The organism is Phaeobacter sp. JH204B, from assembly GCF_048055755.1.
Classification (GTDB): Bacteria; Pseudomonadota; Alphaproteobacteria; order Rhodobacterales; family Rhodobacteraceae; genus Phaeobacter; species Phaeobacter bryozoorum.
On record NZ_JAYMXF010000011.1, the window covers coordinates 88,945 to 110,561 of the forward strand.

22 protein-coding genes are annotated in these 21,617 nt (G+C 60.8%); 8 read left to right on the top strand and 14 right to left on the bottom strand.

The genetic code is table 11. The features are described 5' to 3' along the window. The first annotated feature begins 128 nt into the window (after positions 1 to 128). The gene (locus VXL81_RS06845; RefSeq protein WP_416553466.1) at positions 129 to 794 is read left to right on the top strand and encodes a sulfotransferase family 2 domain-containing protein; all 666 of its coding nucleotides are present in this window, start codon (positions 129 to 131) and stop codon (positions 792 to 794) included. A 175-nt stretch (positions 795 to 969) separates the two neighbouring features. Then, positions 970 to 1,659, top strand: a complete 690-nt coding sequence (locus tag VXL81_RS06850; protein ID WP_416537375.1) for a Hint domain-containing protein — start codon at positions 970 to 972, stop codon at positions 1,657 to 1,659. A gap of 158 nt (positions 1,660 to 1,817) precedes the next feature. Here VXL81_RS06850 and VXL81_RS06855 read toward each other — a convergent pair whose 3' ends face one another. From VXL81_RS06855 to VXL81_RS06890, 8 genes are all read right to left on the bottom strand, one after another. Further along, positions 1,818 to 4,019, bottom strand: a complete 2,202-nt coding sequence (locus VXL81_RS06855; protein WP_416536239.1) for a 3-hydroxyacyl-CoA dehydrogenase NAD-binding domain-containing protein — start codon at positions 4,017 to 4,019, stop codon at positions 1,818 to 1,820. A 23-nt stretch (positions 4,020 to 4,042) separates the two neighbouring features. Continuing rightward, positions 4,043 to 5,254: an acetyl-CoA C-acetyltransferase gene (locus VXL81_RS06860; protein ID WP_416553468.1), complete on the bottom strand. Its 1,212-nt coding sequence runs from the start codon at positions 5,252 to 5,254 to the stop codon at positions 4,043 to 4,045. Positions 5,255 to 5,264: 10 nt separating this feature from the next. Beyond that, positions 5,265 to 5,903, bottom strand: a complete 639-nt coding sequence (locus VXL81_RS06865) for a glutathione S-transferase family protein (RefSeq protein ID WP_416553470.1) — start codon at positions 5,901 to 5,903, stop codon at positions 5,265 to 5,267. A 281-nt stretch (positions 5,904 to 6,184) separates the two neighbouring features. Further along, positions 6,185 to 7,336, bottom strand: a complete 1,152-nt coding sequence (locus VXL81_RS06870) for an acyl-CoA dehydrogenase family protein (protein ID WP_416536233.1) — start codon at positions 7,334 to 7,336, stop codon at positions 6,185 to 6,187. Positions 7,337 to 7,403: 67 nt separating this feature from the next. After that, positions 7,404 to 7,616, bottom strand: a complete 213-nt coding sequence (locus tag VXL81_RS06875; protein ID WP_340545272.1) for a hypothetical protein — start codon at positions 7,614 to 7,616, stop codon at positions 7,404 to 7,406. A gap of 141 nt (positions 7,617 to 7,757) precedes the next feature. Beyond that, a complete protein-coding gene (locus VXL81_RS06880) occupies positions 7,758 to 9,539 on the bottom strand; it encodes an acyl-CoA dehydrogenase C-terminal domain-containing protein (protein ID WP_416553472.1) in 1,782 nt (593 codons plus the stop codon). 79 nt (positions 9,540 to 9,618) lie between these two features. Further along, complete coding sequence (locus VXL81_RS06885) at positions 9,619 to 10,020, bottom strand: MerR family transcriptional regulator (RefSeq protein ID WP_340545274.1); 402 nt, start codon at positions 10,018 to 10,020, stop codon at positions 9,619 to 9,621. 372 nt (positions 10,021 to 10,392) lie between these two features. Then, positions 10,393 to 10,770 (bottom strand): MerR family transcriptional regulator, encoded by a 378-nt coding sequence (locus VXL81_RS06890; protein ID WP_340545275.1) that lies wholly within the window; start codon positions 10,768 to 10,770, stop codon positions 10,393 to 10,395. Between the two features lie 115 nt (positions 10,771 to 10,885). On the opposite strand from VXL81_RS06890, the gene VXL81_RS06895 reads away from it, so the two are divergent. The 3 genes from VXL81_RS06895 to VXL81_RS06905 are packed head-to-tail and all read left to right on the top strand — an operon-like array spanning position 10,886 to position 13,208. After that, positions 10,886 to 11,308 (top strand): PaaI family thioesterase, encoded by a 423-nt coding sequence (locus VXL81_RS06895; protein ID WP_340545276.1) that lies wholly within the window; start codon positions 10,886 to 10,888, stop codon positions 11,306 to 11,308. Then, positions 11,305 to 11,871 (top strand): PaaI family thioesterase, encoded by a 567-nt coding sequence (locus VXL81_RS06900; protein ID WP_416540323.1) that lies wholly within the window; start codon positions 11,305 to 11,307, stop codon positions 11,869 to 11,871. Before VXL81_RS06895 ends, VXL81_RS06900 begins: the two co-directional genes overlap by 4 nt. A 5-nt stretch (positions 11,872 to 11,876) precedes the next feature. Further along, positions 11,877 to 13,208: an MATE family efflux transporter gene (locus VXL81_RS06905; RefSeq protein ID WP_416553474.1), complete on the top strand. Its 1,332-nt coding sequence runs from the start codon at positions 11,877 to 11,879 to the stop codon at positions 13,206 to 13,208. 63 nt (positions 13,209 to 13,271) lie between these two features. On the opposite strand, the gene arsC is transcribed toward VXL81_RS06905, so the two are convergent. Genes arsC through VXL81_RS06920 form a run of 3 tightly spaced genes read right to left on the bottom strand, consistent with a single transcriptional unit; the run spans position 13,272 to position 15,003 of the window. Then, positions 13,272 to 13,613, bottom strand: coding sequence for an arsenate reductase (glutaredoxin) (gene arsC / locus VXL81_RS06910; protein ID WP_340545279.1), 342 nt, complete (start codon positions 13,611 to 13,613; stop codon positions 13,272 to 13,274). Beyond that, on the bottom strand, positions 13,610 to 14,668 hold the full coding sequence (locus tag VXL81_RS06915) for a quinone-dependent dihydroorotate dehydrogenase (RefSeq protein ID WP_416553476.1): 1,059 nt from the start codon (positions 14,666 to 14,668) through the stop codon (positions 13,610 to 13,612). The genes arsC and VXL81_RS06915 overlap by 4 nt, the downstream gene beginning before the upstream one ends. Beyond that, complete coding sequence (locus tag VXL81_RS06920) at positions 14,665 to 15,003, bottom strand: DUF952 domain-containing protein (protein ID WP_416553478.1); 339 nt, start codon at positions 15,001 to 15,003, stop codon at positions 14,665 to 14,667. The genes VXL81_RS06915 and VXL81_RS06920 overlap by 4 nt, the downstream gene beginning before the upstream one ends. A 154-nt stretch (positions 15,004 to 15,157) precedes the next feature. Between VXL81_RS06920 and VXL81_RS06925 the strand changes: the two genes are divergently transcribed. Both VXL81_RS06925 and VXL81_RS06930 read left to right on the top strand, forming a co-directional pair. Beyond that, the gene (locus VXL81_RS06925) at positions 15,158 to 16,735 is read left to right on the top strand and encodes a bifunctional metallophosphatase/5'-nucleotidase (protein ID WP_340545282.1); all 1,578 of its coding nucleotides are present in this window, start codon (positions 15,158 to 15,160) and stop codon (positions 16,733 to 16,735) included. Positions 16,736 to 16,835: 100 nt separating this feature from the next. Next, positions 16,836 to 17,144: a DUF1992 domain-containing protein gene (locus tag VXL81_RS06930; protein ID WP_416536219.1), complete on the top strand. Its 309-nt coding sequence runs from the start codon at positions 16,836 to 16,838 to the stop codon at positions 17,142 to 17,144. 117 nt (positions 17,145 to 17,261) lie between these two features. Here the strand turns inward: VXL81_RS06930 and VXL81_RS06935 are convergent, their stop codons facing one another. Then, positions 17,262 to 17,753: a MarR family winged helix-turn-helix transcriptional regulator gene (locus VXL81_RS06935; protein WP_416536217.1), complete on the bottom strand. Its 492-nt coding sequence runs from the start codon at positions 17,751 to 17,753 to the stop codon at positions 17,262 to 17,264. A 163-nt stretch (positions 17,754 to 17,916) separates the two neighbouring features. Between VXL81_RS06935 and mnmH the strand changes: the two genes are divergently transcribed. Next, positions 17,917 to 18,969 carry a tRNA 2-selenouridine(34) synthase MnmH gene (mnmH, locus tag VXL81_RS06940; RefSeq protein WP_416553480.1) on the top strand — a complete coding sequence of 351 codons (1,053 nt, stop codon included), beginning with the start codon at positions 17,917 to 17,919 and terminating at the stop codon, positions 18,967 to 18,969. Positions 18,970 to 18,977: 8 nt separating this feature from the next. Here the strand turns inward: mnmH and selD are convergent, their stop codons facing one another. Beyond that, positions 18,978 to 21,137 carry a selenide, water dikinase SelD gene (gene selD / locus VXL81_RS06945; protein WP_416553534.1) on the bottom strand — a complete coding sequence of 720 codons (2,160 nt, stop codon included), beginning with the start codon at positions 21,135 to 21,137 and terminating at the stop codon, positions 18,978 to 18,980. A 91-nt stretch (positions 21,138 to 21,228) separates the two neighbouring features. Next, the gene (locus VXL81_RS06950; protein ID WP_340545286.1) at positions 21,229 to 21,609 is read right to left on the bottom strand and encodes a Na+/H+ antiporter subunit G; all 381 of its coding nucleotides are present in this window, start codon (positions 21,607 to 21,609) and stop codon (positions 21,229 to 21,231) included. Positions 21,610 to 21,617 lie beyond the last annotated feature (8 nt).

A 21,617-nucleotide genomic window follows, 5' to 3' on the forward strand; every position in this document is an offset into this window, starting at 1 on the left:
TCCAAGATGATTCATGCGACGTGGTTGCAAGATATTGCGCAAAGTTGCCCCCAATGAAAGGCGTAAGACATTTTTGTCTGACAGGGCCGAGGTTTCCATTGGTCTTCAAACCGCTTAGCCTGCCTGTCATGATCCTGTCGCCTGGCCGTTCCTATATCTTCGTGCATATCCCCAAGACCGGGGGCACCGCGCTGTCCCTCGCGCTGGAGGCGCGGGCCATGGCAGATGATCTCATGCTCGGCGACACGCCCAAGGCCAGCAAGCGGCGGCGACGCCTCAGAGACGCTAAAACCCGGGGCCGATTGTGGAAACACTCAACTCTTGCCGATATCGACGGTCTGGTGCCCGAGGCGCAGCTGCGCGGTCTCTTTGCCTTTACGCTGGTACGGAACCCGTTTGATCGGGTGCTGAGCCTCTATCACTGGCTGCGCGAGCAGAGCTTTGATCACCCTTCGGTCGCCCTGGCCAAAGCGTTGGCATTTCCCGATTTTGCCAGCGATCCCCGGATGCTTGCAGCGTTTCGTGCCCATCCGGCGCGGTCATATATGCGGCGCGCGGATGGGGGCGAACAATGCGACTGCTATATCCGCCTGGAACATTTCGCATGCGATGCGGCCCCGCTCTTTGATCACCTGGGTTTTGAGCTGCAGCTGCCACGGGCCAATGTCTCAGAGCGTCCCAGAGGCTGGCAGGACGCCTATACCGACGCGGCCCGCGCGGCGGTGGCTCAGGCTTGCGAGGCGGATCTTGCCCAGTTTGAATACTCTTTTAACGATTCACCGATAGACCAGTAGTCGAGAGATGGAATCACATGGGACGGCGCAGGGTCCGAAGTCTTCGCCAAAATGGCGCATCTTCGATCCGCGACCATGATCATCTCTCCCGTAGGCGCGCCAGTGGCCGCCTATCGGACGGGTAACGTGACGGGTCATGCAGAACGTATGGCTGCCTTGGTGAAAGGGAAAACCGATGCTGGATTGGCTGCTGAAACGCAAGCTCTCTCCGATGGCCGAGGCTCTGGCAACAGAGTACCCGTTGGTCGCAGCCGGACAGGGCGGGATCCTGTCGGGCACCCATGTGGCCTCACATCTTGGCTGGCGCCCGATTGAGGCTTTGGCCGTGGGCGATATGGTCCTGACCTTCGACCATGGGATGCAGCCCATTGTCGATATCCACCGCGAAACTATCCTGCTTTCCAGCGGTGGACCCAATCCGCTGACATGCCCGGTTCATATTCCGCAGGATGCGCTGAACAATCGCGCGCCGCTCTGGGTGATGCCGAACCAGGGGATCCTGATCGAGAGCGATCTTGCCTGTGATGGGCAGGGCGATCCGTTTGTTGTCGTACCCGCCTGCGCGCTGGAAGGGTACCGCGGCATTGGCCGGGTCGAGCCTGACACACGGGTCGAGATCGTGGTGCCACGGTTTGCACAGGATGAGGTCATCTATCTGGAGGCGGGTCTGCTGAGCTTTAGCGTGTCACCGCGTGACATTCTGTCGTTCGACACCAGCGCCTATGCCGAGCTTTATCGGGTTCTGGAGCCCGACGCTGCCCGCGAACTGGTGATCGACATGATCACCGAGGAAAGCGTCTGGGCCAATACATTGCCGATGGGTCCTGGTGGGCATGGTGCTGCGGAATACGCAGCGATGGTCTAGACCGCGCTGCAATCCAACAAGTGAAAACAGAGACAGGACCGTCACCATATCGGAGGCGGTTTTTATTTTTCATAACCACTTAGGCGGCTTTCCTGATGTGAAAAAAGCGGCACCCGGAGGCGCCGCTTTCAGAGCTTTCAGACGTCATCTGACCTCAATCAGGCGGCCTTTTCGGCCTCCGGGCTGAACCGGCCATAGAAAGTCTGGCCTTTCTCAGCCATCTCGCGCAGCAGCGGCGGACAGGTGAAACGTTCGCCATATTTCGCGGTCAGCTGGTCGCAGCGCTCGGCAGCATATGGCGTGCCGATGATGTCCAGCCAGCTCAGCGGGCCACCGGACCAGGGCGCAAAGCCCCAGGCCAGGATCGCGCCAACATCCCCTTCGCGAATGTCCATCAGAACACCTTCTTCCAGCGCGCGCACGGCTTCCAGGACCTGTGCAAACATCAGGCGTTCCTGGACCTCGATCAGGTCCGGCTGTTCCTCGGCCAGCGGGTATTTCTCCTGCATGCCCTTCCAGTAACCCTGCCGCTTGCCCTTGTCGTCATAGTCGAAGAAACCAGCGTTGGACTTGCGCCCCAGACGGCCCTGTTCTTCCATCCAGAAGATCAGATCATCCGCAGCACTTTCGGGATAAGCATCGCCCATTGCCGCCTTGGTGGCGCGAGCGATCTTGGCACCGAGGTCAATCGAGGTCTCATCGGTCAGTTGGATCGGACCGACCGGGAAGCCCAACTGGCGTGCGGCATTGTCGATCAACGCAGGGGCAACGCCCTCGGTGATCATCCGTGCGCCTTCGTTCACGTAGGGGATGATGCAACGGTTGCAGTAGAAGAACCGGGCATCATTGACCACGATCGGAGTCTTGCGGATCTGGCGCACGTAGTCCAGCGCCTTGGCCACTGCGCGGTCGCCGGTTTTCTCACCCTTGATGATCTCCACCAGGAACATTTTTTCCACCGGTGAGAAGAAGTGAATGCCGATGAACTGCTCCGGGCGCACCGAGGCCTCGGCCAGACCGGTGATCGGCAGCGTCGAGGTGTTGGAGGCAAAGATGCAATCGTCGGGGATGATCGCCTCGACCTTCTTGGTCATCTCCGCCTTCACGCCGGGATCCTCAAAGACCGCTTCGATGATCAGATCGCAGCCCTTGAGATGGTCCAGATCAGGGGTTGCGGTGATGCGTGACAGCATCGCCTCTTTCTTGTCGGCCGTGACTTTGCCGCGCTTGATGCCCTTGTCGAGATAGCTTTCGGTATAGGCCTTGCCCTTGTCGGCGGCGGCCTGATCACGGTCGATCAGAACAACCTCCATCCCGGCCTGAGCGGAGACCAGCGCGATACCGGCCCCCATCATGCCAGCGCCCAGAACGCCGATTTTCTTGACCGACTGATCCTCGATGCCCGCCGGGCGCACAGCGCCTTTTTCCAGCGCTTCCTTGTTGAGGAAGAGCGAGCGGATCATCGCCTCGGACGAAGGGTTCATCAGCACATGGGTGAACCAGCGCGCCTCAATCTTCAGCGCGGTATCAAAGGGCACCAACGCGCCTTCATAGACCGCACTCAGCAGCGCTTTGGCTGCCGGGAAGGCGCCAAATGTTTTGCCATGCACCATGGCTGCTGCACCAAGGAAGGTCATGAAGCCCGCAGGATGATAGGGCGCGCCACCGGGCATCTTGTAACCCTTGGCATCCCAGGGTTTGACGATATCGGCGTCTTTTGCCTCCAGAACCCAGGCGCGTGCGGCGGCCAGCGGATCCTCGACCACTTCGTCGATGATGCCTGCGGCCTTGGCTTTTTTGGGATCGACCAGCTTGCCTTCCAGCAGGAAGGGCGCAGCGTTCATGGCACCCATCTTGCGTACCAGACGGGTGGTGCCGCCTGCACCGGGGAAGATGCCGACCATGATCTCCGGCAGGCCGATTTTGGCCTTGGGGTTGTCAGCGGCAAAGATGCGATGCGTCGACAGCGGCAGTTCCAGACCAATGCCAACAGCTGTGCCGGGCAGGGCTGCTGCCACGGGTTTGCCACCCTTGTTGGTTTTCGGATCCATGCCGGCCCGTTCGATCTTGCGCAGACCGTGGTGCATTTTCATGATGCCTTCGAACAGACCACGGGCGGGTTCGTCACCGGCATCCTCTTTCATCTTGGCCAGCACATTGAGATCCATGCCGCCGGCAAAGTCTTTCTTGCCCGAGGTGATGACGATGCCCTTGACGGCATCATCTGCCAGCGCGTCGTCAACCAGCCCGTCGAGGTCTAGCATCGCCTGACCGTTCAGAACGTTCATGCTTTTGCCGGGGCAGTCCCAGGTGATGATGGCGACGCCGTCGGCGTCTTTTTTCATTGTGAAATCAGACATATCTTAGTCTCCTGTCGCCTGGGTTACACGCGTTCGATGATGGTGGCCGCGCCCATGCCGGACCCGATGCAGAGTGTCGCAAGACCGGTTTCGCGGTCGCTGCGCTCCAGCTCATCCAGCAGTGCGCCGAGGATCATGGCGCCGGTCGCACCAAGTGGGTGGCCCATGGCAATCGAGCCGCCATTGACGTTCACCTTGCCATGGTCGACGCCAAAGGCCTGCTCGAACCGCATGACGACGCTGGCAAAGGCCTCGTTGACCTCAAAGAGGTCGATGTCACCAATCTCCATGCCATTGTCGCGCAGGATCTTCTCGGTGACGGGCACGGGGCCGGTCAGCATGATGGTGGGGTCGGTGCCGATCTTGGCTGTGGCCTTGATACGGGCGCGCGGTTTCAGGCCCATCGCCTCGCCGAACTCCTTGTCGCCAATCAGTACGGCAGCGGCGCCGTCGACGATGCCGGAGGAATTGCCCGCGTGGTGGATGTGATTGATCCGCTCCAGATGCGGGTATTTCAGCATCGCGATCTTGTCGAAGCCGGGCATTTGCTCACCCATCATCTGGAACGAGGGGTTCAGACCGCCGAGCGACTGCATGTCGGTGCCGGGGCGCATGTATTCATCGTGATCGAGAATGGTCAGCCCGTTGATATCGCGCACCGGGACAACGCTGCGCGCAAAACGCTTGTCGTCCCAGGCCGCCTTCGCCCGGCGCTGGGATTCCACCGCCATGGCATCGGCATCATCACGCGAGAAACCATATTCGGTGGCGATGATATCTGCCGAGATCCCCTGGGGCACAAAGTAGTTCTCGATGGCAATCGCCGGATCAACAGCAATGGCACCGCCGTCCATGCCCATGGGGACACGGCTCATGGATTCCACACCGCCGGCGATGTAGGCATGACCAGCACGTCCCCGCACCTGGTTGGCGGCCATGTTGACGGCTTCCAGACCCGAGGCGCAGAAGCGGTTGATCGACACGCCGGGGATCGATTCATCCAGATCAGAGGCCAGAACAGCGGTCCGCGCCAAGCAGGCGCCCTGTTCGCCAACCTGGGTCACATTGCCCCAGATCACGTCCTCGACTGCGTGGCCTTCCAGATTGTTGCGCTCCTTCAGAGCGTTGAGCGCCACCGCAGAGAGACGCGCGGCCGTTACTTCATGCAAGGATCCATCCTTGCGGCCTTTGCCACGCGGGGTGCGCACGGCGTCGTAAATATAGGCTTCGGTCATATCAGTCTCCTCAGGCTCGGTCCGACGGGTTGCCGGGCATTAGGTCGTAGGGGGCTTTCCAGCCCGGTTGTGCGCTCAGCCGCGAGAGCCAAGCGTCAATATGGGGCCATTCGGCTCGATTAAAGCCGAAGGGTTCGGGGTAATAGAGATAGGAGCAGCAGGTCAGATCGGCATTGGTCAGCCCATCGCCGACAATCCAGCTTCGCCCCTCAAGATGTTTGTCCAGGATCGCGTAGGCGCCTTGCAGACGGCCCTGAAGGAAGGCGATGACCTCCTGCGGGCGTTTGTCTTCCGGCAGGAAATTCATCAGGAACCGGCACAAGCCTGCGTTTGAGGACAATTTGTGATTGTCCCATAGCTGCCAGCGCAGGATCTCGCGCTTTTCCTCGGAAGTGGCGCCGCCGAACCGGCCATAAGTGTCCGACAGATACTGCTGGATCACCCCGGATTGGCTGAGTGTCAGATCGCCATCCACCAGCACCGGGCATTCTCCCATGTCGTTGATATCTCGACGGAAGGCATCACCCCGGGTGGTGCCGCTGAAAAAATCCACAAACACCGGCTCCCAGTCGATCCCGGCCAGTTCAAGAGCCAGGGCGGCCTTATAGGAATGGCCGCTTTCACCGAAACAATGCAGTTTGAGTGTCATATGTTGCTCCCTGTGTCTGCTGGCGGAGCGGGGGTTTCACACCCCCGCACCCCCGTGGAGTATTTCTGGAAAGATGACGGAACCTTCACTCCGTATTAAGGTAGATGGCGTCAGCATGGTCCTGCGGAACAGGCTGGAGAGCCGATGACCGTGAAAGGTGACGGCGCGCCGACCCATTAGGCGGAGAGCTCGGGGGGAGGCGCGTCTCATCCTGTCATCTTTCCCCAAATACTCCCGCCGGAGGCTTCCGGCATCCGCGTCTATATGTGCAGCCCGAAGCCTCACAGGGACCTCGCGATCAATTCCTTCATGATCTCATTGGTGCCGCCATAGATGCGCTGAACGCGGGCATCTGCCCACATCTCGGCCACGGCATATTCCTGCATGAACCCGTAGCCGCCATGCAGCTGGACACATTCGTCGAGCACCTCACCCTGGGTATCGGTGATCCAGTATTTGGCCATCGCCGCCTTTTCCACGGTCAGCTTGCCCTGCAGATGTTCGACCATACATTCATCAAGGAAAGCACGGGCAACCTTTGTTTTTGTCTGGCATTCGACCAGTTTGAACCGGGTGTTCTGAAACTGCGTCAGCGGCCCGCCAAAGGCCTCGCGCTCCTTGCAATAGGCGATCGTGCGTTCAACCGCCCCTTCCATGGCACCGACGGCGCCACAGGCGATGATCAGCCGTTCCTGCGGCAGCTGCTGCATCATCTGGTAGAAGCCCTGACCCTCGGCGCCGCCGAGGATGTTTTCCGGCGCAATCTCGACATTGTCGAAGAAGAGTTCCGAGGTATCTGCGGCATGGCAGCCGATCTTGTCGAGGTTGCGGCCGCGGCTGAAACCCTCTGCGCCATCGGTCTCAACCGCCACCAGCGAGATGCCCTTGGATCCTTCGGTGGGGTCGGTCTTGGCCGCCACCAGGATCAGATTGGCGTGCTGGCCATTGGTGATGAAGGTTTTCTGACCGCTCAGCCGGTAGGCGTTGCCATCTTTGACCGCTTTTGTCTTGATCCGCTGCACGTCGGAGCCGGTGGAGGGTTCGGTCATCGCCAGAGCGCCGACCAGCTCGCCGGTGATCATCCTGGGCAGCCAGCGCTGTTTCTGCTCTTCGGTCCCATAGGCCAGCACGTAATGGGCGACGATGCCGGAATGGATCCCGTGGCCCCAGCTGGCGAGATTGGCGCGGCTGCCTTCGATCAGGATTGCGGCTTCATGGCCAAAATCACCACCGACGCCGCCGTATTCTTCCGGTACGGAGGGGCAGAGCAGGCCAAGGGCGCCAGCTTCATTCCAGGTGGAGCGATCCATCATGCCTTGCTTGCGCCAGGTCTCGAATTTCGGCGCCCATTCGCGGGTGATGAACTGGGCGGTCATATCCGCCAGCATCTGATGCTCTTCGGTCATCCAGCTGGATTTTTGCTCTGCGCTCATGGGGCTCCCCTTTGGTGGCTGTCTCGTGCCTTGTGGCATCTGTTTTCTTTGGACGGTGTGGGCCGGCCTATTTTTTGCGGTCCTCAAGCTCGGCATTGAAGAGCCGCAGCCGGTGGGTGAGGTTGTCGCGATCTGTGACGCTGTCGAAATTCTCAAACAGGAAGGAGAGGGCTTCGCCTTCGTCGAGGCCGGCCTCCTGCGAAAATCGGCGCAAGCGGCGATAGCCGTCTTCGGTCATGGCAACCGGCAGGCGGCGCGTGAGGCGAAAGCGTTTGGGCATTGTCTCTCCTCCGATTGCGACGCCCTGGTTCTGGCGCCCCGGATGGCCCGGATCGCCTGTTATCCTGCCGCCCCGATGATCAGACGGGGGCGGTGTCGGAGACCCTCACGAAAAGGGGCCCCGAGGTGATCAAACTGCGCTTCAGAACTGGTCTGCCGCCAGTGCCATCACCGTGTCGCCGCCGGTCTGGATACGGCTGAGGTGCAGCGCCGTCGCAGGCAGCCTGCGTGCCATGTAATACCGCCCGGTCGCGATTTTTGTCTCGTAGAACGCGGCGTCAGAAGACCCGGCGTCAAGCTCTGCCTGTGCCGCCTTGGCCATCTCCGCCCACATCAGGCCGAGGCAGACGTGACCAAACATGTGCATGAAGTCATAAGACCCAGACAGCGCATTGTTCGGGTTGGTCATGCCGTTTTGCATGAAATACATGCCAGCGGCCTGAAGGTCCTTCGACGCGGCTTTCAGAGGGTCGATGAACTCCTTGCTGTAAGCGTCGGAGATGTCTCCGTTTTCTTTGCAGAAATTCTTCACCATCTCGAAGAAGGCCATGACATGTTTGCCGCCATCCTGCGCCAGCTTGCGGCCGACCAGATCCAGCGCCTGAACGCCATTGGCGCCTTCGTAGATCATCGCGATCCGGGCATCGCGGGTGTATTGCGACATGCCCCATTCTTCGATGTAGCCGTGACCGCCGTAGATCTGCTGCGCCTGAACGGTCATGTCATAACCCTGATCGGTCAGGAAGCCTTTGATGACCGGTGTCAGCAGCGAGATCAGCCCGTCGGCATTCTTATCCGCGGCGCGATGCGCCTGGTCGATCATCTTTGCGCCCCAGAGGATGAATGCGCGCGCGCCTTCGGCAAAGCTTTTCTGATCCATCAGGTTGCGGCGGATGTCCGGGTGGACGATCAGCGGGTCTGCCGGGCCTTCCGGGTTCTTGGCGCCGGTCACGTCGCGACCCTGAAGACGGTCCTTGGCATATTCCAAGGCGTTCTGATAGGCGGCGTCGGCCTGAGCCAGACCCTGCATGCCAACGCCGAGGCGGGCTTCGTTCATCATCGTGAACATGGCGCGCATGCCCTTGTGCTCGGTGCCGAGCAGGTAGCCGGTTGCGCTGTCGTAGTTCATCACACAGGTCGAGTTGCCGTGGATGCCCATCTTTTCTTCGATCTTGCCAACGGAGACACCATTGCGTTCGCCGAGCGAGCCGTCCTCGTTCACCATAAACTTCGGCACGATGAAGAGCGACACGCCTTTGATGCCCTCGGGGCCGCCGGGGATCTTGGCCAGCACCAGATGGATGATGTTGTCGGCCATGTCGTGATCACCGGAGGAGATGAAGATCTTCTGGCCGGTGATCTTGTAGCTGCCGTCATCCTGCGGTTCGGCCTTCGTGCGCATCAGACCCAGATCGGTGCCGCAGTGCGGTTCGGTCAGGTTCATCGTGCCGGTCCATTCGCAGGACACCATTTTCGGCAGATAGGTATCTTTCTGGGCGTCGCTACCATGGGCGAGGATCGCCGACGCGGCGCCATGGGTCAGGCCCTGATACATGGTGAAGGCCTGGTTCGCAGCGGAGAACATCTCGCCCACGGCTGTGCCCATGATATAGGGCATGTTCTGGCCACCGTATTCTTCCGGCATGTCGAGACCGGTCCAGCCGCCTTCCTTGACCTGCTCAAACGCAGCCTTGAACCCGGTCGGTGTGTAGACGACGCCATTTTCAAGGCGGCAGCCTTCGGTATCGCCGACGGTGTTCAGCGGGTGCAGGACTTCGCTGGAGATCTTGCCTGCTTCTTCCAGCACGGCATTGGTGAAATCGGCGTCCAGCTCGTCATAGCCGGGAATGGCGCTTTCTGAGATCTTCAGAACATTGTGAAGAATGAACTGAGTGTCTTTGATCGGGGCGGTGTAACTGGGCATCGCGGTCCTCGCTGTGGTTCTGCGGTGTCTGTCTGGTTGCCTCTCCCATCGTGGGACAGGCAGGCATGGGGGCCGGGATCTATTCCGCGGCTTCTTGTTTGGCGCTCATCGAGGCGATCACACGTTCGCCCCAACGCAGCTGCTCTTTCAGATCGTCAATGGCCTCGTTCAGCTCATCGCGCTGCCGCTCCATATCGGCGAGCCGGTCGCAGGCGATGTCATAGGTGCGGGTCAACTGCGTCAGCTGCTGGTCGCCCATATGATAGAGATTCAGAAGTTGCCGGATTTCCTCGAGGCTGAAGCCAAACCGCTTGCCGCGCAGGATCAGCTTGAGCCGGGCCTGGTCGCGTTTGGTAAAGAGGCGTTTCTGACCCTCGCGGATCGGGAACAGCAACTCCTTGGCTTCGTAAAACCGCAATGTACGCGGCGTAACGCCGAACTCATCGCACATCTGGCGGATGGTCTTGGTTTCATCGGTCATCGTCGTAACTCATAACTGCTGGGTTGTGAGACTAAGGTGAGCAGCTTGCCCGTCGTTTACAACAGCAACTTGACGTTGACGTAAGTTGAACGCTGCGTCACTTTCCGAGGTGACGTAGGATCCACCGAACTGACGCAACGTTACTTCGTTTCGGGTTTGGCTATCAGCCCTTAAAATAGGGCGATCGTGCAAATTACCGACAAAATTATCGGGCTTTTTCGCGTGGATTATGTTCGATTTTTTTGATTGGAACATCCGTCACATGGACGGCAGATCACGTGCTGACGAGCCCGCAGAACGGCAAACGCCCCACCAGTCGGCGGGGCGTTGAGTGTCAAAAGCGGATCCGACCTGACGCTTGGTCGGCGGGAATCAGGCGTCTTGTTTCAGCAGGTTGAGCGTGGTGGCTCGCAGGTCGTGGAGTTCCTGAAGCGCTTCGTCGAGCTGTTCGCGCTGCTTGCGCAGCTCTTCCATCTGGCGGTCGGCCATTTCGACAAAGGCGCGATTTTGAGCCTCATCGCCCTCGTTTTCATAGATCAGCAGCCACTGGCGGATCTCTTCGAGCTGGAAGCCGAACTTGCGTCCCCGCATAATCAGCTTCATCCGGGCCCGCTCGCGGGCACCGTAAAACCGCGACCGGCCTTCGCGATCGGGTTGCAACAATTCGATGTACTCATAGTAGCGAAGCGTGCGCGGGGTCACGTCGAATTCGCTGCACATCTCCTTGAATGACAATTTCTGTTCGGTCATTCCGTATCTCCCTTACCCGCAAACTAAGCACAACCGGCAAAGGGTTCAACCGCCGGGGTTGCTCTTCGGCCAAGGTCTGGCCGATAAAGAGGAAAACATAGGAACGGGGAAGCCCATGGTCGACAAGACGCAGCTCGCGCGACAGTTCATTGAAGCCATCCCGCATGCGCAGGAACTGGGGATGACCCTCACGGAACTGGGGGATGGCACGGCCGAGATCGTGATGCCCTATGATGAGAAACTGATCGGCGACCCGGAAACCGGGGTGATCCACGGTGGCGCGGTGTCGGCGCTGATGGATACCTGCTGCGGCGCGGCGGTGATGTGCCACCCGTCGGCGCCGGGCGGCACCGCCACGATCGACCTGCGTATCGACTACATGCGTGCGGCCACCCCCGGGCAGCGGATCGTGACCCGCGCGACCTGTCATCACATGACCCGCAACGTCGCCTTCGTCCGTGCGACGGCGATGGACGAGGATGAGGCACATCCCGTCGCCACGGCGGTTGGCGCCTTTACCGTGGAGGCAAAATTTTGAGCCGCCCCCGTCCCGAACCCGTTCAGGTGGTGAAGCAGCGGCGCGACGCTGCCCTCGCCGCGCTTGTGGAATCCGTGCCCTATGCGCGTTTTCTCAACATCACGTTTGATCGTCGCGGCGATGAGCTGACGGCGCAGCTAAATTTCGATCACAAGCTGATCGGTAACCCGTTTCTACCCGCCATCCACGGTGGTGTCACAGCGGCCTTTCTGGAGGTGACAGCCGTGATGACCCTGACCTGGGCCAACCTGTGGGAGCGCATCGAAAGCGGCACGCTCGATGTTGAGGAACTGGCCGCAGGTAAATTGCCACGCCAGCCGAAGACCATTGATTTCACGGTGGATTACCTGCGTTCCGGGCTGCCGAGAGACGCCTATGCACGCGCCACCGTGTCCCGGTCCGGTCGGCGCTATGCCTCGGTCCATGTGGCGGCCTGGCAGGATCACAAGGACAAATTGTTCGCCCAGGCCACGGGCCATTTCCTGATGCCGCAGGAGGCGGCAAAACAGGGGTCTGCCGCGCCGGATTTCGTGGCCGACGCCGCGCCTCGGGACAAGGGCTAGAACGCATGTCCACGGCCAGCGCCGAGGTGCCGGAACCGATCAGCCATGCGCGGGTGCTGAAGATTGCGCTGCCGATTGTACTCTCGAATGCGACGGTGCCTATTCTGGGGGCCGTGGATACTGGAGTTGTCGGCCAGATGGGGCAGGCGGCTCCTATTGGGGCGGTAGGCATCGGTGCGGTCATTCTGGCGACGATCTATTGGATCTTCGGTTTTCTGCGGATGGGCACCACGGGTCTCGCCGCGCAGGCCCGCGGGGCTGGAGACTGGGCAGAAACGGGCGCGCTGCTCACCCGGGGGATCCTGCTGGCCTTTGCTGCGGGCCTTGTGTTCATTGTTGGACAGGTCGCGGTGTTCTGGGGGGCCTTTGCGCTGGCCCCTGCCAGTGCCGAGGTCGAGTGGCTGGCGCGGGATTACCTTCAGATTCGCATCTGGGGTGCCCCTGCGACCATCGCGCTATATGCGGTCACAGGCTGGCTGATCGCGGTTGAACGCACACGCGGTGTTTTTGCCCTGCAAATCTGGATGAACGGTCTCAATATTCTGCTGGATCTCTGGTTCGTGCTGGGGCTGGGCTGGGGAGTCGAAGGGGTCGCGGTCGCAACCCTGATCGCGGAATGGAGCGGTCTTGCGCTGGGGCTGTGGCTGTGCCGCGATGCCTTTGCGGGCAGCCAGTGGCGCAACTGGGCCCGTGTGTTCGATCCTGTGCGGCTGAAACGCATGATGCAGGTCAATGGCGATATCATGATCCGCTCGGTGCTGCTGACCGGATCCTTCACGACCTTTCTATTCATCGGCGCCGATCTGGGCGATGTGACGCTCGCAGCCAATCAGGTGTTGCTGCAATTCGTTGAGATAACGGCCTTTGCGCTCGACGGTTTTGCCTTTTCTGCCGAGGCGTTGGTGGGCAGCGCGGTCGGTGCAAAGGCGCGGATGCAGCTGCGACGCGCAGCGGTGGTGACCAGCCAATGGGGCGTGGGCGGCGCAATCGCACTGGGGCTGCTGTTCTGGCTGGGCGGTGGTTGGCTCATCGATGTCATGTCCACTTCGCCTGAGGTGCGGGCAGAAGGGCGGGATTACCTGATCTGGGCTGCGATATTACCGCTGCTCAGTGTGGCCAGCTATATGTTCGACGGGATCTACATCGGGGCGACCTGGACGCGGGACATGCGGATCGCGATGCTGCAATCGGTGGCGATCTACGTTGTGGCCCTGTTGGTTCTGGTGCCGCTCCTCGGCAATCACGGGCTTTGGGCGGCATTGATGGTGTTGAATCTTGCGCGAGGTGCGACGCTTGGTCTGCGCTATCCACGGCTCGAAGCGCAGGTCGGCGCATAGGTCGGGGATGGGCTGAAAGAGAGCAGCTGTGTTTCAGGCGGCCACTGTTTCGGGCAGCTCCTGTCAGAGCAGTTTTTTCAGCGCTTCGGTAGGACGGCCTATGACGGCTGCTGTTTCCGAAATGGCGATGGGGCGCTCAATCAGGATCGGATGCGCGGCCATCGCCGCGATCAGCGTTGCGTCATCATCCGATGGGCTGAGGTTCTGCTCCCTGAAGGTGGCATCGCCGCTGCGCATCATCTCAATTGCAGTGACACCCAGTTTGGCCTGAACCTCCGCCAGCTCTGCCTCCGAGGGCGCATCTTTCAGATAAAGGCGCAGGGTGACCGCTGTTCCGGCCTCCTCAAGCAGGGCAAGGCCCGCACGGGATTTTGAGCAGCGCGGATTGTGCCAGTAGGTGATCATAGCCAGTCCCCGCGTTTGCTGCCGACGGCATCTGCGACAGTGTCAAAACCGTCGCGGGCCAGCAGCTGGTCCAGCCCGCGCGCGATCTCTCCGGCCAATGACAGCCCGGCATAGACCATGGCGGTATAAAACTGGACCGCCGATGCGCCGGCGCAGATCTTGGCATAGGCTTGTTCGGCTGTGGAGATGCCGCCCACCCCAATCAGAGGCACCCGACCGTCCAGAAGCTCGGAAAGCTGCGCCAGAACGCGGGTGGATTTCTCAAACAGCGGCGCGCCAGACAGGCCGCCCGTTTCGCCACGATGTGCACTGTTCAGCCCGTCGCGATCAAGCGTTGTATTGGTGGCAATCACCGCATCAATACCGGTTTCAAGCGCCACCTCGGCAATATCCTCGATCCCGGCGCGGTCAAGGTCGGGGGCGATTTTCAGGAACACCGGCACCCGCTGGTCCAGCCCGTCCCGCGTCTCAATCACGCCGCTGAGCAGCGCTGACAGGGCGGCCTTGCCTTGCAGATCGCGCAGTTTCTCGGTGTTGGGCGAGGAGACATTTACCGTCGCAAAATCCAGATGCGCCCCACAATGGGCTAGCACCTTGGCAAAATCGGCAGCGCGGTCGCTGCTGTCCTTGTTGGCCCCAAGGTTGAGGCCGATCACAGCATCGCGCGGGCGGGCCGCAAGACGCTGGCCGATCACGCTCATGCCGTCGTTGTTGAAGCCGAACCTGTTGATAGCCGCCTGATCTTCGGTCAGACGAAACAGGCGCGGCTTGGGGTTGCCGGGTTGCGGGCGCGGCGTCGCGGCCCCCACCTCGATAAAGCCGAACCCGGCCTGAGAGAGCGGGCGCAGTGCTTCGGCGTTCTTGTCAAATCCCGCCGCCAAGCCAACCGGATTTGGCAGGGACAGACCGGCGATCTCGGTCGCAAGACGCTGGGAGGTGACCGGGCCGGGGGCGGGCGCCAGCCCCAGTTTCAGCGCCTTGATCGACAGGCCATGGGCGGTCTCCGGGTCGCAGCGATGCAGCGCACCAAGGGCAAGACGTTCAACGAGGCTCACGCCATATCCTCCGGGAATTGATGGGTGCCGTCGACCAGCGGCAGCGGTCTCGCCCAGACCACATCAGTCATGGTCATCTTGCGGTAGAGATGGGGAAACTCGGCGCCGCCCCGCGACACTTCCCAGCGCAGGTCTAGCCCCAGCCGTTCGGCATCGACCGCAATCAGCCAAAGCCCGTCAACTCCGGCAAAATGCTTGGCTGCGGTCTCCTGGGACTGATCAGCGGTGGAGAAATGAATGTAACCATCGCTCAGATCGATGGGGGCGCCGAGGGTCTCACCCTCTGCCTTAAGGGTGGTCCATTCGTCGGTGCGGAAGATTTTATAGATGAGCATGGCGCGGTGATGCCCTGCGCGCAGAGGTGAATCAAGGCTGAATATGATCGGTCTTGACGCAAAGACAGCACGGTGATGAATTTTTCCCCTTTGACTGCGCCCGCATTTCCCCTCACCATCCGGCAATAGAAAAATAATAAGGGAGTATGTTTCCATGATGACGCGTTTTCTGACGTCTGTTGCCGCGCTTGGCCTGACGGCGGGCGTAGCCGCAGCCGACTACAAGCTGACCATCCTGCACACCAATGACTTTCATTCGCGGTTTGAGCCGATCAGCAAGTATGACAGCGGCTGCCGCGAAGGGGACAATGCCGAGGGCAAGTGCTTTGGCGGATCTGCACGTCTGGTAACTGCGCTGGCGGATGCGCGCGCGCGCAGCAACAACAGCATTCTTGTTGATGGTGGCGACCAGTTTCAGGGCTCGCTCTACTACACCTACTATAAGGGCAAAGTTGCCGCCGAGATGATGAATAAGCTTGGCTATGACGGCATGACTGTCGGCAACCACGAGTTCGATGATGGCCCCGAGGTCCTGCGCGGGTTCATGGATTCGGTTCAGTTTCCGGTTCTGATGTCCAATGCCGATGTCAGCGCTGAGCCTGCCTTGGCCGATGTGCTGAAGAAATCCACCGTGATCGAACGCGGCGGTGAAAAGATCGGCCTGATCGGCCTCACTCCCGAAGATACGCCCGATCTGGCCAGCCCGGGCAAAAACATCACCTTCACCAACCCGGTTGATGCCGTGCAGGGGGAGGTCGACCGGCTGACCGCCGAGGGCGTCAACAAGATCATCGTGCTGAGCCATTCGGGCTATGCCGTGGATCAGCGCGTTGCGGCGGGCACCACGGGTGTGGACGTCATCGTGGGTGGGCACAGCAACACCTATCTTTCCAACACTTCGGAAGATGCTTCAGGGCCATACCCGACCATGGTCAATGATGTGGCCATCGTGCAGGCCTATGCCTATGGCAAGTTCCTGGGTGAGCTGAACGTGACCTTCGATGATGCAGGCAATGTCGTCGAAGCGGTTGGCGAACCTCTGATTATGGATGGCACTGTCACCGAGGACGCGGATACCGTCGCACGCATCGCCGAGCTGGCCAAACCGCTGGACGAGATCCGCAACAAGGTTGTGGCCGAGAGCGCAGAAGCTGTTGATGGCGACCGCGACAATTGCCGTGTTCAGGAATGCCAGATGGGCAACCTGGTGGCCGATGCGATGCTGGACCGAGTGAAGGATCAGGGTGTCAGCATAGCGATTGCCAACTCGGGCGGTATCCGTGCGAGCCTGGAGCCGGGCGAGGTCACGATGGGAGAGGTCCTGACGGTCCTGCCGTTCCAGAACACGCTCTCGACCTTTGAAATCACTGGCGAGGACGTCATCGCGGCCCTGGAAAACGGGGTGAGCCAGGTTGAAGAGGTCAAGGGCCGCTTCCCGCAGGTCGCTGGTCTGAAATTCACCTGGGATCCGTCGGTTGCACCCAATGAGGGCCGCATTCAGGAGGTCATGGTGAGCGAAGGCGACAGCTTCGTGCCGATTGATCCGGCCAAGACCTATGTTGTCGTGACAAACAACTACGTCCGCAATGGCGGTGATGGCTACAAGGTCTTCGCAGGCGACGACAAGAACGCCTATGACTTTGGCCCGGATCTGGCGGATGTCATGGCAGAGTATCTGGTCGAGAACTCCCCCTATAAGCCCTACACCGACGGCCGCATCAGCCAGAAGTGACCGGGCGCAGCTATTGCGCTGCCTCAACAATCCAGACTGGACCGCGCCGTATCTTCGGCGCGGTCTTTGTTTTTCCTGTCAGCTGCGGCATAACACCGTTATGGATCACCCCCTGATTGACCTTATCAACGCGCGTATCCAGAAGGCGGAGGCCGATGGCGCTTTTGACAACCTGTCAGGAGCGGGCAAACCGTTGCCACCGGTTGACGACCCGGAGAATGCGCTGGTCAACCGATTGATCAAGGAGAGCGGCGGTGTGCCGGAGTTCGTCACGCTGTCGCGCACGCTTGCGGTTCTGCGCCAACAGCTTGCCGATACCGGCGACCGTTCAAAACGCCGTGATATCATGAAAGAAATGACAATTCTGGAAGCCCGCATCGACCTCGCGCGCAAGGCCTATGGTCGATAACCAGCGTTGCACGCGATCTGGCTAGGGCGTTGACGGTGCTGTTCGGGTCCTGCGTCGGCAGCTTGTTATCCGCTACTTACCATATGGCTGCCGGGCCGTCTCCGCGCGATAGCGGGGTCAGAATTCCTTCTGCGAGCCTGTTTGCGCGCGGTGCGGAGCGCGGCGCAGCCGGTCGCCGATCTGGGTCGCCTTGGTCAACAATGTGGTGATCTGAACCTGCTCCGCCGGGCTGAGGCCGGTCAGGATTTCGGACTGTAGCGCCTCGACAATCGGCATGGCTTTGTTCAGGAGCGACTGGCCAGCCTCCGTCAGGGTGACAACGCGCGCACGTCTATCAGCTGGAGAAATATCACGCCGGATCAGCCCCTTGGCCTCTAGCCGGTCGATCACTTTTCCAAGCGTTGCGCGGTCATAGGCAATGCGGGCCGCGATTGTTGCCTGATCAACACCGGGTTCGTGGGCCAGGGCGTCAATCGCGGCAAACTGTACCGGTGTCAGGTCGATGTCATTGCGCGCCATATGATCCGCAAACAGGGCAACAGAGATCTGGTGCAACCGCCGGATCAGATGACCGGGGAACTGCAAGGTATCTATCTGTGGCTCTGCCATGTCCTGCCTCCCGCTGGAAAAAGCATCCAGTTCACATCCGGGAACCGGCTGTGATCGGTTTATAGATAGAATTTCAGACGAATCTTTGATCCATAATAAAATGTTTAAGGTATAAAGGGAATGCGACTTTTCCTTGCGCGCGCGGCGCGGTAGATCATCAGACATGGCCCTTCGTTTTACATCGCTATCCGAAATTCTCGATCAAGACTACGATTGTGTCATCGACGTGCGGAGTCCCGCCGAATTTGCTGAGGATCACTGGCCCGGGGCCATAAACCTGCCGGTTCTGGATAATGAAGAGCGCGCCGAAGTCGGCACGATCTATGTCCAGCAAAGTCCGTTTCTGGCCCGCAAGGTCGGTGCGGCGAAGGTGTTTCGCAACGCTGCCGACCATATTGAGCAACGGCTGAGCCATCATCCGGGATCCTGGCGCCCGCTGGTCTACTGTTGGCGCGGCGGGCAACGGTCCGGCAGTTTTACCTGGCTGTTGCAGCAGATTGGATGGCGGGCGGATGTGGTCGAGGGCGGCTACCAAAGTTACCGCAGACTGGTCCATGACTATCTCTATAAAGCCGCGTTGCCGCATCGTTTCGTTGCGCTGGATGGCTACACGGGCACCGCAAAAACCGATATCCTCCAGCGTGTTGGACTGCTTGGCGCACAGGTGCTGGACCTCGAGGGGCTGGCACATCATCGCGGCTCGCTGCTGGGCGATCACCCGACCCCGCAGCCCAGCCAGAAGGCGTTTGAATCCGCATTGGCCGGTCAACTGGCACGGATGAACCCGAAACGCCCGGTGCTGGTGGAGGCGGAGTCGAGCAAGATCGGCGCACGGATCATCCCACCGCAGCTCTGGGCGGCCATGAAACAGGCTCCGCGGATCGAGATCCACGCACCTGTGGCGGCGCGTTGTCGATACTTGCTGGCGGGTTATGATGATATTCTGTCAAACACGGAGATGCTGCGCGTGCGTCTCGATGGGTTGCGGGCACATCGCTCCAATGCGGTGGTCGATGGCTGGTTGCAGAGGATTGCCGAAGGCGACAAACCGGCGCTGACGGAGGCGCTCATCACGCAGCATTACGACCCCGCCTATGAGACTGCGCGCCGGGCCATCGGTGCTGATGTGATAACCACGCTGGGGGCAACCGACCTGCGGGGGCCAGATCTGGACCGGCTGGCCGCGGATCTGCGTCTTGAGCTGGACCGGCTATAGCCGCGACTTCAGATCAGCGTGATCGCGCCCGCAGAGCCGGTGATATGGCCGATGATCGTGGCCTCAGCTGCGTATCTGCGGAGTACGGGTAAGAGCGCCTCGGCCTGATCGCGCGGCAGTGCGGCCAGCAGGCCACCGGCAGTCTGCGGATCGAACAGCAGATCCTGTGGCCCGCCGGTGGTTATCTGCGGCAAAAGCGCGGCATTTTCTTCAAAGAGCGAGGACCTGATCCCGCGTGCTGTCAGTGCGGCGGCACCGGGCAGCGCAGGAATTGCCTCGAGGTCCAGTTCAGCTCCAACCGCGGAGGCTTCGCAGATCCCCAGCAGATGGCCCAGCAGGCCAAATCCGGTCACATCGGTCATCGCATGTGCGGCGTGCAGCAGCTCGGCGGTCTTGTCCTGCGACTGGCTCATCGACGTTAATGCCGCGGCGACCCAGGCACCCTCGGCCTTTCCCACCATTTCCGCCGCCATGATCACCCCGGTGCCCAGCGGTTTTGTCAGGATCAGGGCGTCACCCGGCTGTGCCCCGGCCAGGGTGATGGGCGCCGCGTCGCATAGTCCGGTCACGGTAAACCCTATGGTCAGCTCGTCTCCCACGGAGGTGTGGCCACCAACGATCTCGGCGCCGGCTTTCCTCAGGATGTCACCGGCGGCAGACATGATTTCATCAAGGGTCCGGGCCTGAAGTTCCGCCGACAGTCGGGGCAGGATCAAGTTGGCGGTCGCGGCCTGCGGCTCGGCGCCCATCGCCCAGATATCGCCAAGCGCATGGACCGCCGCGATACGGGCCATCACCACCGGGTCGGCGGTAAAGGCCCGCAGGTGATCTGTGCTGATCACCTGCCTTTGCCCGCCCGTTATCAGCAGCGCGGCGTCATCACCGGGAAGCGGGGCGATGTCCGTGCGCTGAGTATTCGGCTGCGATCGGAGCGTCGCCTTGAGCGTGCGCGCGCCAACCTTGGCACCGCAACCTCCGCACATCGGTTTATGGCCAAGCGCCTCTGGCAGATCATGGGTGTGTTCGGGGGGCAGCGCCGGCTGATCCATCTGCGGCAGATCTCGGAACTGCGCCATGAAGCACTGATCGATGTGGTCTTTCCAGCGCCAGATCCAACCGCCCGAAAAGGTCTGTCCAAAGCGTTCTCCAACAGCGGTTTTGCCGCCCATCGAGATCAGTTTCAGATAGTCTTTCTGCGGGCGGTAGCGGCGCAGCGGATCCCGCGTCAGGCTGGCGCGCAGATTATGATAGAGGATCGGCGCCTGACGCACCGCATAGACCCCGGCCTTCGGACGCGGGTCGGGGCTGAAATGAGCACAGTCGCCGGTAGCAAAGACGCCTTTGCGACTGGTCTGCAAATAGGCATCAACCGAGAGAAACCCGTCGTGCAGGTCCAGCCCGGTTCCGTTGAGCCAGGGGTAGGGACGTGCCCCCGCAGCCCCGGTTGTGAAATCGGACCGGATTGCGCGGTCGTCCGCCAGCAACACATGAGTGGCCTCGATCTGGGCAATCTTCGCGTGTTCTATCACGGTGACGTCAAGACCGCGCAGCGCAGCGCGCAGTCGGGCGCTGGACTTGGTGCCGGTGTCAGTCAGGATTTCGCTGCGATCAATCAACGTGGCTTGCACCGTCCGGCCCCGGGCCCGCAGCGCATGGGCCATGGCGAGGATCAGCTCCACTCCGGCCACACCGCCACCGATCACCGCAACATGGGCGGCGCTGTCGCCGTGCAGATACGCGGCCCAGCTCTCCGCAAAACGGCCGAGTGGTTTTGCCGGGATCGCATGGTCATCAAATCCCGGCATATCGGGCATGGCAGAGGTGATGCCCAGGTTGATTGCGGCAATGTCATAGGCAATTGGGGGGCGGCCCGAGACATGGACCTCGCGTCTATCGGTGTCGATGTGATCAGCCGCCCCGAGCACCAATCGCGCCCCGGCAAAGCGTGCCAGCTTCACCAGATCAATATCCAACGCCTCGCGCGCGTAATGCCCGGCGACAAAGCCCGGCAACATGCCGGAGTAGGGGGCGGTCGGACCGGGGTTGATCACGGTCAGGCGCGCTCCGGCGAGGGGCCGCATACCCCATTTGCGCAGCACCAGCGCATGGGTGTGGCCGCCGCCGATCAATACCACGTCTTTGGTCAGGGGGAGGGGGGCTGCGTGCATCATCTATGTGTCACCGGGCTGGGCTGGCTCACCCGGACAGGCTCCGCCCCGGATGAAAGACCCCCGCCGGACGGGCGGGGGCGTTGGGAGATCAGACCTCTGGGCCGATCACTTCGTTTTCGGGCAGTTTATGCGTCGCCCATATCTTATCTTTACCTGCGTCTGGCAGGCTGTCTGGCGTGTCGTGCCGGTGGATGTGAACCTTGGCAATGAAATTTGCCGTGATCGGCGCCGTCAGGAACAGAAATAGCGTAATCATCAGCTCATGCACCGACAGGTGGTATTCGTAGACGGCGGCATGGGTCATAGAGGCCAGCAGCACACCGCCAACACCCAGCGTCGTCGCCTTGGTGGGCGCGTGCAGCCGGGACATGCGGTCGTTGAGCTTCAACAGGCCAAATGATCCCACGATACCGAAGATGCCGCCGATCACGAGAAATCCGGCGATCACGATGTCAAAGAACAGGTCCATGATCTCTC

Excerpts from the sequence above, each read along its gene's own strand:
- VXL81_RS06845 (WP_416553466.1), top strand. The coding sequence starts at position 129 with ATGATCCTGTCGCCTGGCCGTTCCTATATCTTCGTGCATATCCCCAAG.
- VXL81_RS06850 (WP_416537375.1), top strand. The coding sequence starts at position 970 with ATGCTGGATTGGCTGCTGAAACGCAAGCTCTCTCCGATGGCCGAGGCT.
- VXL81_RS06855 (WP_416536239.1), bottom strand. The coding sequence starts at position 4,019 with ATGTCTGATTTCACAATGAAAAAAGACGCCGACGGCGTCGCCATCATC.
- VXL81_RS06860 (WP_416553468.1), bottom strand. The coding sequence starts at position 5,254 with ATGACCGAAGCCTATATTTACGACGCCGTGCGCACCCCGCGTGGCAAA.
- VXL81_RS06865 (WP_416553470.1), bottom strand. The coding sequence starts at position 5,903 with ATGACACTCAAACTGCATTGTTTCGGTGAAAGCGGCCATTCCTATAAG.
- VXL81_RS06870 (WP_416536233.1), bottom strand. The coding sequence starts at position 7,336 with ATGAGCGCAGAGCAAAAATCCAGCTGGATGACCGAAGAGCATCAGATG.
- VXL81_RS06875 (WP_340545272.1), bottom strand. The coding sequence starts at position 7,616 with ATGCCCAAACGCTTTCGCCTCACGCGCCGCCTGCCGGTTGCCATGACC.
- VXL81_RS06880 (WP_416553472.1), bottom strand. The coding sequence starts at position 9,539 with ATGCCCAGTTACACCGCCCCGATCAAAGACACTCAGTTCATTCTTCAC.
- VXL81_RS06885 (WP_340545274.1), bottom strand. The coding sequence starts at position 10,020 with ATGACCGATGAAACCAAGACCATCCGCCAGATGTGCGATGAGTTCGGC.
- VXL81_RS06890 (WP_340545275.1), bottom strand. The coding sequence starts at position 10,770 with ATGACCGAACAGAAATTGTCATTCAAGGAGATGTGCAGCGAATTCGAC.
- VXL81_RS06895 (WP_340545276.1), top strand. The coding sequence starts at position 10,886 with ATGGTCGACAAGACGCAGCTCGCGCGACAGTTCATTGAAGCCATCCCG.
- VXL81_RS06905 (WP_416553474.1), top strand. The coding sequence starts at position 11,877 with ATGTCCACGGCCAGCGCCGAGGTGCCGGAACCGATCAGCCATGCGCGG.
- arsC (WP_340545279.1), bottom strand. The coding sequence starts at position 13,613 with ATGATCACCTACTGGCACAATCCGCGCTGCTCAAAATCCCGTGCGGGC.
- VXL81_RS06920 (WP_416553478.1), bottom strand. The coding sequence starts at position 15,003 with ATGCTCATCTATAAAATCTTCCGCACCGACGAATGGACCACCCTTAAG.
- VXL81_RS06925 (WP_340545282.1), top strand. The coding sequence starts at position 15,158 with ATGATGACGCGTTTTCTGACGTCTGTTGCCGCGCTTGGCCTGACGGCG.
- VXL81_RS06930 (WP_416536219.1), top strand. The coding sequence starts at position 16,836 with ATGGATCACCCCCTGATTGACCTTATCAACGCGCGTATCCAGAAGGCG.
- VXL81_RS06935 (WP_416536217.1), bottom strand. The coding sequence starts at position 17,753 with ATGGCAGAGCCACAGATAGATACCTTGCAGTTCCCCGGTCATCTGATC.
- mnmH (WP_416553480.1), top strand. The coding sequence starts at position 17,917 with ATGGCCCTTCGTTTTACATCGCTATCCGAAATTCTCGATCAAGACTAC.
- selD (WP_416553534.1), bottom strand. The coding sequence starts at position 21,137 with ATGCACGCAGCCCCCCTCCCCCTGACCAAAGACGTGGTATTGATCGGC.
- VXL81_RS06950 (WP_340545286.1), bottom strand. The coding sequence starts at position 21,609 with ATGGACCTGTTCTTTGACATCGTGATCGCCGGATTTCTCGTGATCGGC.